9 protein-coding genes and 1 pseudogene are annotated in these 12,067 nt (G+C 38.9%); 4 read left to right on the top strand and 6 right to left on the bottom strand.

All coding sequences use genetic code 11. The annotated features are described in order from the left end of the window. Positions 1–2: 2 nt before the first annotated feature. A complete protein-coding gene (gene zapA / locus MHI34_RS13890; RefSeq protein ID WP_036128254.1) occupies positions 3–263 on the bottom strand; it encodes a cell division protein ZapA in 261 nt (86 codons plus the stop codon). Between the two features lie 135 nt (positions 264–398). Here zapA and rnhC point away from each other — a divergent pair, with 135 nt between their 5' ends. Further along, a complete protein-coding gene (gene rnhC / locus MHI34_RS13885) occupies positions 399–1,325 on the top strand; it encodes a ribonuclease HIII (protein WP_342503548.1) in 927 nt (308 codons plus the stop codon). Positions 1,326–1,604: 279 nt separating this feature from the next. Here the strand turns inward: rnhC and pheT are convergent, their stop codons facing one another. From pheT to MHI34_RS13865, 4 genes and pseudogenes are all read right to left on the bottom strand, one after another. Beyond that, positions 1,605–4,022, bottom strand: a complete 2,418-nt coding sequence (pheT, locus tag MHI34_RS13880; protein ID WP_342503547.1) for a phenylalanine--tRNA ligase subunit beta — start codon at positions 4,020–4,022, stop codon at positions 1,605–1,607. Between the two features lie 12 nt (positions 4,023–4,034). Next, on the bottom strand, positions 4,035–5,072 hold the full coding sequence (gene pheS, locus MHI34_RS13875; RefSeq protein ID WP_036128260.1) for a phenylalanine--tRNA ligase subunit alpha: 1,038 nt from the start codon (positions 5,070–5,072) through the stop codon (positions 4,035–4,037). Between the two features lie 392 nt (positions 5,073–5,464). Then, on the bottom strand, positions 5,465–6,229 hold the full coding sequence (locus MHI34_RS13870) for an RNA methyltransferase (RefSeq protein WP_058844332.1): 765 nt from the start codon (positions 6,227–6,229) through the stop codon (positions 5,465–5,467). Between the two features lie 204 nt (positions 6,230–6,433). Then, a pseudogene (locus MHI34_RS13865) lies at positions 6,434–7,775 on the bottom strand (FAD-binding oxidoreductase). A gap of 152 nt (positions 7,776–7,927) precedes the next feature. Here MHI34_RS13865 and MHI34_RS13860 point away from each other — a divergent pair. The 3 genes from MHI34_RS13860 (at position 7,928) to MHI34_RS13850 (ending at position 9,846) form a co-directional block, all read left to right on the top strand. Then, positions 7,928–9,337, top strand: a complete 1,410-nt coding sequence (locus tag MHI34_RS13860; RefSeq protein ID WP_342503546.1) for a LysM peptidoglycan-binding domain-containing protein — start codon at positions 7,928–7,930, stop codon at positions 9,335–9,337. A gap of 140 nt (positions 9,338–9,477) precedes the next feature. Continuing rightward, positions 9,478–9,642, top strand: a complete 165-nt coding sequence (locus MHI34_RS13855) for a YfhD family protein (protein WP_139149533.1) — start codon at positions 9,478–9,480, stop codon at positions 9,640–9,642. Between the two features lie 12 nt (positions 9,643–9,654). Next, entirely contained in the window at positions 9,655–9,846 is a 192-nt protein-coding gene (locus MHI34_RS13850) for an H-type small acid-soluble spore protein (protein WP_036128267.1), read from the top strand. 51 nt (positions 9,847–9,897) lie between these two features. On the opposite strand, the gene MHI34_RS13845 is transcribed toward MHI34_RS13850, so the two are convergent. Then, the gene (locus MHI34_RS13845; protein WP_244504879.1) at positions 9,898–12,042 is read right to left on the bottom strand and encodes an EAL domain-containing protein; all 2,145 of its coding nucleotides are present in this window, start codon (positions 12,040–12,042) and stop codon (positions 9,898–9,900) included. Positions 12,043–12,067: the final 25 nt, after the last annotated feature.

Genomic DNA, 12,067 nt, shown 5'->3' with positions numbered 1-12,067 from the left:
CTTCAACCCTTTAGTTTTTTCAATTCTTCTTCTAGTTGCTCCATTCGTTCTTTTAATAGTAAATAATCATGTACTGTATTTACTGCCGTCAGAACAGCAAGTTTTGTGCTATCAAGTGAGGGATTATGTACGCTCATCTCGCGCATCCGGTCATCAACAATCGAAGCAACAAGTCGCATATGGCCAATGGATTCTGAGCCGACCATTTTATATGTATGACCATATATTTCCACAGAAATTTTATTTTTTTCTTGTTTTTCCATAGTCGCACCCTCCTATAAATTCGATGCACACACGATCTTTTCAGCTTGTGAGCACCATCACACAAAAAAGCTATTTATTATCATACCATGAAAGGTATAAAATTGTGAACAATGAGGACAGAAAGGAACGATTAAATGTCAAATATTGTGCTTTCCATTTCAACAAATATTCAAAAAGAGGTGATGGCTTACTACGCAACCTATTTTATCGAGCGTAAGGCTCCTGGTGTCATATTTGCTGCAAAGCTACCAGATACCGCCATTACTATGTATAAATCAGGAAAATTAATGTTTCAAGGAGGTGGTGCTGAACGCGAGGCGGCACGTTGGGGAACTATTGAAAAAACAACTAGCCAGACATCCTCATCTATCGGGGCAAAGGGTGATGTACTACCTGAAAATTTCGCAGCAATGTCTGTCTTAGGCTCAGATGAAACTGGCACAGGTGATTATTTCGGCCCTATCACAGTGGCTGCGGTATATATACCTACCTCCAAAATCGAACTTATTAATGAGCTTGGCGTAAAAGATTCGAAAATGCTAACGGATGATTACATGCGAAAAATTGCACCGGATTTACGAGCAGCTTGTGTCCATAGTGTCCTCGTATTACACAACGAGAAATATAACAGCCTACAGGCAAAAGGCTATTCCCAAGGAAAAATGAAAGCCATGATGCACAACAAGGCTCTAAAAAATACGCTGACGAAAATGGCACCTGAAAAACCCGAATTCATTTTAATCGACCAGTTTGCCGAACGCGGTGTCTATTACAATTATTTAAAAAACGAACATGAACTTGTACAAGAAAATGTCTATTTTTCTACCAAAGCAGAGCAATTACATGTCGCTGTCGCTACAGCATCTATTTTAGCGCGTGCTGCATTTTTAAAGGAAATGGATCGATTGAGTGCAATCGCAGGGCTTACCTTAATGAAGGGGGCTTCTAGCAAGGTAGATATGCAAGCAGCTCGCATTTGGCGTAGCCATGGCGAGGAATTTCTACGCTCCATAACAAAATGGCATTTTGCCAACACCGAAAAAGCACGAAAGAAGATTTAAAAAGCATTCCATGTTCTTTTAAGTAGCAGGGGGAATCTTATGGGTAGTTCCCATATCTAGGTTCTTTTGAAAAATAGTAATCTTGCTAGATTCCAATTGTACGAGAACGCTTTTAATTCGATTGAGAGCGACTTGGACTACTTTGAGCAACTACCTTCTCGGAGTGAACGCTTTGAGCCTCTTTGAGAGTGCCTTTCTGCTTGCGCTGATCCTCCCCCTTAGCTAAATTCCCCAAGTAAAAAAAGACTGCCTCAAAAAGACAGTCTTTTTTCAAATAGATTAGCGTACTTCTGTACCTGCAATCGTAGCAATAGCTTTTAACACTTTATTGTGTGCGGCTACTACTTCTTCGTCCGTTAAAGTACGTTCTGGATCGAAGTATGTGAGAGAAAATGCAACGGATTTTTTACCTAGCTCCATTTTTTCCCCTTCATAAACGTCGAATATGCGAACGTCTTTTAATAATTTCACGCCAGCTGCGCTGATAGCTTCGACAACTTCACCTGCTGTTGTTGCACGGTCCATAATGAGCGCGATATCACGAGACATGACTGGGAAACGAGGCACTGATGTATATGCAAGTGGGGCTTCTTGTGCATTTGCATTTAATAGGGCAACTAAATTCATTTCCATAACATATGTGTCTTTGACTCCCCATTCTTTTTGCTCTGCAGGATGGAGTCCACCAATAATACCGACTTGCTCGCCATCTAATAAGATGCTAGCCGTACGTCCTGGATGTAATCCATCCACTTGTGCTTTCACAAATGTCATGCGATTTTCTAAGCCAAGTTTACCGATTACACCTTCGATAATACCTTTTAGCACAAAGAAATCTACTGTTTTTTTCTCACCTTGCCAAGCATGATCTAGCCATTTACCTGTTAGTACCGCTGCTACATGCTCTTCTTCGTAAGGTTGCCCTTCATCTGATTGACCAAGGAACACAGAACCAATTTCATATAAAGCAACACCCTCAGCCTGGCGAGCCACATTATACGCAGCCGCTTCGATTAAGTGTGGAATAAGGCTTTGACGTAATGTAGAGCGCTCCTCACTCATTGGCATTAACAATTTAGTTACTGGCTCTGCTTTTAAGGCAAAACGTTGTGACAATGCATCAGATGTTAATGAATATGTTACAGCTTGGTAGAGGCCAGCCCCTTCCAAATAATGACGAACAACACGGCGATTAGCTTGGTATGGTGTTAGATTGCCTACTTGTGTTGCCCCCTCTGGCAATGTCATAGGGATTTCATCATAACCGTAAAGACGAGCAATTTCCTCTACAATATCCTCTTCGATTTTAATATCTTGGCGGCGTGTTGGCGCATCAATCATTAGTAAACCATTTGCTGCCTCTACACCAAATTTTAGACGCTCTAAAATCGAAAGCATATCTTCCAATGCAATCTTCATCCCTAAACGCTCATTAATAAAATCTGGAGAAACGACTACTCGCGCTGCTGTTTTATCTAACTCATCTACTAGACATGTACCCTCTAATACTTCACCGCCAGCTAATTCAGCAAGCAATGCGGCAGCACGTTCAGCGGCTGGTAAGACACGATTTGGGTCTACCCCTTTTTCAAAACGAGCCGATGCATCTGAACGTAGACCAAGGTGACGAGATGCTTGGCGTACTGTTAAACCATCAAAATAAGCTGATTCAATGACAACAGTCGTTGTTGCGTCTGTTACCTCTGAATTGGCACCACCCATTACGCCAGCAATCGCCACTGGTTCTTTTCCATTCGTAATGACTAAATCAGAAGCTTTTAAAGTTCGTTCTTGGTCATCCAGTGTTGTGATTTTCTCACCTTCTTTTGCTTTACGAACGACGATTTCACCTGTTGCTAGGCTATCATAGTCGAAAGCATGCAATGGTTGACCATATTCCATTAACACATAGTTGGTTACATCCACGACATTATTGTGAGGGCGTACACCCGCTGCCATTAAACGATTTTGTAACCACATTGGTGACTCACCAATTTTTACGTTTTTCACCACTTTTGCGACATACATCGGATTTGCTTGTAAATCTTCTACACGTAGCTTTAATAAATCCTGTGCTTTTTCATTAGCCGTTTTATATGCAATCTCTGGATACTTAATTTCCTCAGTAAGGATGGCACCTACTTCATAGGCTACACCAAGCATAGAAAGAGCATCTGAGCGGTTTGGTGTTAAGCCTAGCTCTAGCACTGTATCACGTAAGCCTAAAATAGCCAGTGCATCAGAGCCAACTTCTGCATCTGACGGTAATACGTAGATTCCTTCTGAATATGCTTTAGGAACAAGCTTGCCTTCGATTCCAAGTTCTTGCAATGAGCAAATCATACCGTTTGATTCATGACCACGAAGTTTTGCTTTTTTTATTTTAATGCCACCTGGTAAATGTGCACCGGGACGAGCAACAATGACTTTTTGACCAGCATCTACATTTGGTGCACCACAAATAATTTGTTGTGGCTCTGCTTCTCCAACATCAACTTGACAAATATTTAATTTATCAGCTTCAGGATGTTTCTCTTTAGACACTACATAGCCAACCACTACTTTATCCATAGCGTTTGCACGATCAATAACTGCATCTACTTCGATACCAGAGCGTGTAATTTTTTCAGCTAATAGCTCAGGCGCTAAGTCCTGTGTATTGACATAATCTTTTAACCATTCTAATGATACTAACATGTTTTATCCCCCTTACGCTTCTGTTCGCTCGAATTGTGATAAGAAACGAGTGTCACTTGTATAGAAATGACGAATATCGTCAACACCATATTTCAACATCGCAATACGTTCTGCACCAATACCGAAAGCGAAGCCAGAAACTTTCTTCGGATCATAGCCAGCCATTTCTAATACATTTGGATGCACCATACCTGCGCCTAGAATCTCAATCCAACCTGTGCTCTTACATACATTACAACCAGCGCCACCACATTTGAAACAAGAAATATCCATTTCTACTGATGGCTCTGTGAATGGGAAGAAGCTCGGACGAAGTCGAATTTCGCGGTCTGCACCAAACATTTTTTTCGCTAAAGTATCTAATGTTCCTTTTAGATCACTCATACGAATATTCTCGCCAATGACTAAACCTTCAATTTGCATAAATTGATGGGAATGTGTTGCATCATCATTATCGCGACGGAATACTTTACCTGGACAAATGATGCGAATAGATTCACCCTTTTTTGCTTCCATTGTACGAGCCTGTACTGGCGAAGTATGCGTACGTAGCAATATTTCCTCGGAAATATAGAACGAATCTTGCATATCACGTGCTGGGTGTCCTTTTGGTAAATTTAGTGCTTCAAAGTTATAGTAGTCCTTTTCTACTTCAGGACCTTCAGCAATTTCATAACCCATTCCGATAAATAAATCTTCAATTTCTTCAATGACGCGTGTTAACGGATGGCGATTTCCTACTTTCACTTCACGACCTGGTAAAGTGACATCAATCGACTCACTTGCTAATTTTTCAGCAATCGCTGCTTCCTCTAGAACAACCACCTTTGTTTCTAGTACTGCTGTTACATTTTCACGAACATTATTCACTAAAGCCCCCATTTTCGGACGTTCTTCAGCTGATAATTTCCCCATCCCTTTTAGTAAATCTGTGATAGGTCCTTTTTTCCCTAGATATGCAACACGCACTTCATTCAATTCTTTTAAATTTGCTGCTGCTTCAATTTTAGCAAGAGCTTCTTGCTCTAATTGTTTTAATTGCTCTTCCATGTTAAAACCTCCTTAGAAAATAAATGCCTGCATTTTAGGCATAAAAAAAACTCGCCCCTAAAAAGGGACGAGGACATATTCGCGGTACCACCCTAGTTATTGCAAGCAAAAAACTTACAATCACTTCATTGACATAACGACTTGATGAAGCCGGCACACCTTTACAGCATCACGCTGGTCCCGGTAGCTGCTCACGGGCTGAATTCAAAATTGCATTGGTACGGCGTCGGCTCTCAATCTCCGGCCTTACGCTCCCTGTCGTCCATTCACAATCTTTACTACTTCCCGATCAAAGCATTTATTATTTAAACATACATTTTAGAATAAATTATACAATAACGAATAGTAGCAAATCAAGAGACAACTACCTGAATCCCACAAGGATCTGTCAATTATTTCACAAAGCCATATAAAACAATACCTGTTGCAACTGCTACGTTTAATGATTCAGCTTGTCCAAAAAGTGGAATAATCATATTTTGATCTGTCATCGCTAATAGCTGTGGCTGGATGCCACTTCCTTCATTCCCCATAATAATAGCAAATGCACCCGAATGCTGAATGTCACTATATGGCACTGCCTCCTCATCCAAAGCAGTACCAAAGACAGGTACACCTTGATTTTGTAGCAAGTCTACCCATTCTGCTAAGTCTCCGCGTACTACTGGGATATGGAAATGGGAGCCTTGAGCTGCGCGTAATGTTTTAGGATTGTAGGCATCTGCACAGCCTTTTCCTAAAATCACGGCATCTAATCCTGCTGCATCGGCAGTGCGTATCATTGTTCCAATATTACCAGGATCTTGGACTGCATCAATTAATAGCACTTTACGCCAAGTGGCCTTCACTTCATCCTCTAAAATTGGCTGTTTACATACAGCAAACACGCCTTGAGAAGTTTCTGTTTCTGCGAATTCCTTTGTTACTGCCGCTGTTACTTCTACAATAGCAACATCATCAATCGGCCATAACATTGGCAAATCAATACCTTCACGTACAATAATTTGTAATACTTGCTCTTTATTTTTTAAAGCTTCCTCCACAAGATGAAAACCCTCTATTAGAAATTCACCTGATCGTTCACGCTCTTTTCTTGTTGTCGCTAACTTTTTCCAATATTTCACTAACGCATTTTGCGTAGATTCAATTCTCTTCATATGCTACCTCTTACCGCCTTTTTCCTATATATTGACCACTATTATACCTTAGCAAATGGCAAATTTCATAGTTATGTGAGAAAACTATTATTTCTATAATCATTACACAATACTTTAAGAAATCCATATATGGTACCAACTGTTACATGAGTACGAACATCAAAATAGAGCAGTAATGCCTATGCACCCTACTCTATTTTCATTTTACAACCATTTTCTATTGGGTGTAATACTTTGCGGAAATTGAAATACATTCAATGGATCATATTTTGTTTTCACCTCTCGTAATCTTCTAAAATTGCGACCATAGTAGGCTGTCGGCCAATGCTGAATCAATCGATCTGGAAAATTAACATAATTACCAGCTGTATAAGGTGATAAAGCTCCTCGTAAGTCTTCTACCCACTTGATATTTTGTTCTTCCTCATTCGGCTTTTCCCAAGAAGTATTATATTCTTGCGCTATTAATGCATTGCGATAGTAATAGGCTGTGCGATTTGGTGCAATTTCACTGACTTAAGGCTTGTTGCCATATCGTAGTATTTGGATTAGGTGCATGGGCTAAAAATTTTTTCATTCTTTGAATTGCCTCATGTGGAAGGGGTCTCTCTATAAATGACCCCGACCTTTTTCGAAGGGCTGGCTGATTGCCGCTCGGTATATCAAAAAATTCGACGGCTTGAATATATGGCACTTCCTTTATCCAAATACTTGTTGGCGAACCTGTTTTTCTAAGAGGGCGCAGCAATTTCTTTAATTCAGCTGCTGTTCCTATGAATTCCCCTTGCGCAACAATTTCGCCTACTTCCTTCGTTTTTAACTCCATTTGTGAAGTCAAACGTTCATTTGTATAGGGCGACCATTTTTGCCAGGCATCAAAAGCCGCTTCAAAATCATCCCATCCCCATGTAATGGAAAAGAGTGATACATTCCTAATAGCATGTAACTTGAAGGTCAAAGAGGTAACAATGCCAAAATTGCCGCCACCGCCACCACGACTTGCCCAAAAAAGATCGTTATTTTGTTGCTTATTTGCTCGAATCCTCCTAGCGCCATCCTGTCCACTTGCGACCACCATTTCAATTTCCATAAGATTATCACAGGTTAACCCGAATAGACGTGAGAGCATCCCAATTCCACCACCAAGAGTTAAGTCGACAACGCCCACACTACTTTCTGTACCAGCTGGAATTGTTACACCATGTTCCCATAATGCACGATATACTTTTCCCATATTGGCTCCAGCACCGATCTTTGTTGTCATTTCAGAAAGATTTATTGAAATATTATTCATCTCACTTACATCAATGACAAGACCTTTGTTTACTAAAGAAAAATTTTCATAGCTATGTCGACCACTACGAATTCTGAACGCTTCATCATTTTCTCTAGCCCATTTTAATGCATTAACCACATCCTTCGTTTCTTGACAAAATACAATAATACTCGGATACTTAGGGTTATTTAAATTATTATTCGTCCTTGCTTGTTCATAATCTGTATCTTCAGGAGTGACGACTCTACCCGTGAGCTTCGCCTTTTTCAACTACAATCTCCTTTCTCACAATGATACTTATCCTATGCAAATCATTTAGAAAGAATTTGAAGTTTCAACTATTTTACTGGACTCACATGAAAATACTCATTTTCACCTTTGAAACATATGATGCACTAATAACATCGTGTAGGAGGTGTTCTATGCTTATTCATGTAGTGAGTGCTGGCGAAACATTATGGCAAATAGCCAATCATTATGCTGTACCTGTTCAATCGATCAGTCTATTAAATGCATTAGCTACACCCGATCAATTAGCTATCGGGCAATCACTAGTTATTCCTTCTCCTTATACCATTTATACTGTTCAAAGTGGGGACACGTTATGGTCAATTGCTCAACGCTTTAGTGTTCCTTTACAATCCATCATTTCAGAAAATCATCTAACAAATCCCGATATGTTAACACCAGGAACGAAATTAATAATTCCCCCCATCATCCATATCGTGCAGCTAGGAGAAACATTATGGCAAATAGCTCAGCGCTACGGTACGACCGTTCAAGTCATTGTGGTGGAAAATCAAATAAACAATCCTAATATGCTATATGTAGGAACTAATTTAATCATCCCAAGAGAATTACCGATGATTGAAGTCAATGCTTATTCCTATCAGCCATCTGAAGAAGCGATTGATTCAATTAATGCCGTTGGTCACCTTTTAACGTACTTTAGTCCCTTTGCTTATAAAATGAAGGAAGACGGTACATTACAGCCCATCAGCGACGAAAGTATGATAGCAGCTGCAAAGGCTAAAAACATCATCCCTATGTTAACGCTCGCTAATTTTACTGCTACAGAAGAAGGCTCTAATTTAGCACATGTCGTCTTGTCCGATGCTGACCTACGAAAAAAAGTTATGAATAATGTTTTACAAGTGATGCAAGATAAAGGCTACCAAGTATTGAATATCGATTTTGAAAATGTTTTGCCAGCAGATCGTGAAAATTTCAATGCCTTTATACAATTAGCCGCTGATATGCTTCATCCAAAGGGCTATTTAGTGTCAACTGCCCTTGCACCAAAAACAAGTGCTACGCAAACTGGCACATTGTATGAAGCACATGATTACGAAGCACATGGGAGAATTGCAGATTTTGTAGTATTAATGACGTATGAATGGGGATATCGACTTGGCCCTCCACAAGCCATTTCCCCTATTAATGAAATGCGAAGAGTTGTGGAATATGCCTTAACTGAAATTCCAGCCGATAAGATTCTATTGGGCTTTGAGCTGTATGCGCGTGATTGGCTCTTACCTCATGTCAAAGGACAGGAAGCAGAAACGTTTAGTCCGCAGGAGGCGCTTAATAGAGCCATCAAGTACGGAGCAACAATACAATTTGACCCGACTGCACAATCTCCTTTTTATCAGTATGTCGATGAGCAAGGAAGGCATCATGAGGTATGGTTTGAGGATGCAAGAAGTGCACAGGCGAAATTTGATATGGTTAAACACTATAACCTTCGAGGTATTAGTTATTGGGCATTAGGATTCCCGTTCCCTCAAAATTGGGTTTTATTAAGCAATCATTTTTCCATTAAAAAACCTTAATGCTCGTTATTGTTCTCAAAAAATAAAGAGCTATGCAACTTTTTCCCATGTGAAGTAACGACTTACTACCTGTGATGTCGGGATAAAAAATGCTGTTTGAAGCCATATTAACCTATATCAACAGGAAAGGAGCAACTCACATGGGAAGAGACAATAAACAAGGTCAAAGCAATAATAAAGCTTCATTACCTCAAACACCAAAAAACCAAAAAATCGCACCAAATAAGGTGAGTGAAGAATTTTCTCAAGAGTTTATGGAGCTCATTAATTCAGTCACACAAAACAAAAATAAACAAAAAAAATAAGGGGGGCTTCCGTTGAATTTTCAACGTGCACAAGAAATTGTCGCCTCACCGTCAGAATATGAAGTGAGCTATAATGGCGTTTCCGTCTGGATCGACCAACTCCACAATGATGAGAAAACAGCGACTGTTCACCTTCGCCGCTCTTTAGAAGAGCGATCTGAAGTAGCTATTTCCGAATTAAAGGAAGAATATCTCGTTCATTAAACAGATAGAACCTGCTTATTTGCATAGTCAATAAGCAGGTTCTTTTTTTATTTAAATAATATAATCCTCAATATATTGAAGCTGTGTTAACACTTCATCTATATGGTGGTGTAACTCCGTATAAGTTTCTGAAATTTGCTGAGGTGAGATTGGCTTACTAAATAGATAGCCTTGAATATAATCACAACCGCCATCCATCAGAAATGATAGTTGTTCCACTTCTTCAATACCTTCTGCAACAACCTTTAAACGCAAATGTTTAGCCATCGAAATAATCATGGAAACAAGTGCTTCATCGTTTGGATTATGCGGCACATTTCTTACAAAAGTACGGTCGATTTTTAAACAATCAATGGGAAAATCCTTTAAATAGGATAAAGATGAATAGCCTGTTCCAAAATCATCTACAGCAATTTGAATGCCTAATGCCTTTAATTCATGTAATAGCTGTGTCATTTGATCAATATTCATCGTCATACTTTCCGTAATTTCTAATTGTAGATATTTAGGCGTCAATTTTGTGCGTTGTAAAATTTCTTCCACCATTTCTACTAAATCCTGCTGAAATAATTGCCCAAGTGACAAATTCACTGCCACCTTCATCGGGGGTAACCCTTGTTTTTCCCATGTTTTCGCTTGCATACAAGCTGTTTCTAATATCCATTTACCTAATGGGATAATAAGCCCACACTCTTCGGCAATGGGAATAAATACATCTGGTGGTACAAAGCCACGCGTCGGATGCCGCCAGCGGGCCAATGCTTCGACGGATTCAATTGTGCCCGTTTTTAAATTTACCTGTGGCTGATAATCTAAATAAAACTCATTATTGGCTAATGCATTATGTAAGTCTTGCTCTAACAAAATTCGATCTGCAATGTCTTTTGACATATAAGGCTTATAAAAAAGAAATCTTTGGGGTATTTGTCTAGCCTCTCTCATTGCTAATTGGGCATGCATCAATAGCTCTTCGCCCGTCCATTTATCCTCATAGAGGGCAATGCCCATATTCAAGTTGCCATTTAATGAAAATAATTGTACCTGCAAAGGGTCTTTCATGGCACTTTTGAGATTTAAGCAAAATTGTAATAATTCTTCAACCGTCTTTACATGATTAATATAAATAACAAATTGACCCTCTCGCAGCTTCGTTGCAAAATAATGAGGAGGTACAATCGCTTGAATGCGCTCTGCGACAAGCTTCATCATTTTATTAGAATTACTTATCCCGATAGAGGAGCGAATGGCTGCAAAACGGTCAATTTCTATGGCAATGATGGCCTTCTGCACTTGATTATCATGTAAATTTTCCTTTAACGTCTTTAGTAATAAATGCTCATTTGGCAGTAGTGTTATATCATCGTGATAGGCCTGAAATCGCAGCTCTTCTTGAGATTGTTCAAGATCCTTTTTAATTTTTAATAATTGTTGAAACGGCTTTTCCACAGATGTATAATAAATCGCCTTTAAGAAAAAGTAAAAGGCTAAAAATTGATAAATTAATGCCGAGAAATCCCATATCGCATTTTGATCTTGACTAAAAATAAAAAAGACATCACTTACAATAAGCGAGATGGCTGCACTGATTAACCACATCGATCGCTTCGGCATTTTTTTTAGATACCTACTTACTATCACAATGGTTATAATTTGAAGAATTATAGCAAAAAGGTGTACCATATTATCAATATACACTAGCAATTGTTCTGACAATATGTTGGATACCATATACACTAGAGAAATACTGACTATAACGAATAGCAAAGAACTACCATATGTAAACAACCGATAGTTCATTGATAATTGTTGTCTTTTGAATAAAATAATCAGTAGAAATCCAATGGATAGATACACACGCATTAATATATGTATTGACTCGTCCATATAGCCCCATTCAGTAGATTGACTAAAGAACAAGCTAACTAATTCAAGTAATGCAATTATAAAAAAAATGTTCCCTATGTATAAAGTTTGATTGGATAATAAGTGTGAAAATACTAAATAAGATTGGATCGCAATAGCCATTGTAAAAACAATGATTAAAACTTGGATCACCAATTTTAAATTTTGATAAATGTCACCTTGGAATACACCATACATTTGATTGCTAAAGCTTAATAATGGTATGACAAGTAATAACGGCAATATTATGTACCAAACCTCTTTTTTCTCTATTTGATTAAACCATTTCTCCACTACAAACCCTCCATACAACTATCTA

Origin of the sequence: Lysinibacillus sp. FSL L8-0126 (assembly GCF_038630385.1) — a bacterium.
GTDB lineage: Bacteria > Bacillota > Bacilli > Bacillales_A > Planococcaceae > Lysinibacillus > Lysinibacillus fusiformis_D.
This window is presented reverse-complemented; position numbering and strand designations above follow the sequence as displayed.

Bases quoted from the DNA above. Each gene is read 5' to 3' on its own strand.
- rnhC (WP_342503548.1), top strand. From the start codon at position 399: ATGTCAAATATTGTGCTTTCCATTTCAACAAATATTCAAAAAGAGGTG.
- MHI34_RS13855 (WP_139149533.1), top strand. From the start codon at position 9,478: ATGGGAAGAGACAATAAACAAGGTCAAAGCAATAATAAAGCTTCATTA.
- MHI34_RS13870 (WP_058844332.1), bottom strand. From the start codon at position 6,229: ATGAAGAGAATTGAATCTACGCAAAATGCGTTAGTGAAATATTGGAAA.
- pheS (WP_036128260.1), bottom strand. From the start codon at position 5,072: ATGGAAGAGCAATTAAAACAATTAGAGCAAGAAGCTCTTGCTAAAATT.
- pheT (WP_342503547.1), bottom strand. From the start codon at position 4,022: ATGTTAGTATCATTAGAATGGTTAAAAGATTATGTCAATACACAGGAC.
- zapA (WP_036128254.1), bottom strand. From the start codon at position 263: ATGGAAAAACAAGAAAAAAATAAAATTTCTGTGGAAATATATGGTCAT.
- MHI34_RS13860 (WP_342503546.1), top strand. From the start codon at position 7,928: ATGCTTATTCATGTAGTGAGTGCTGGCGAAACATTATGGCAAATAGCC.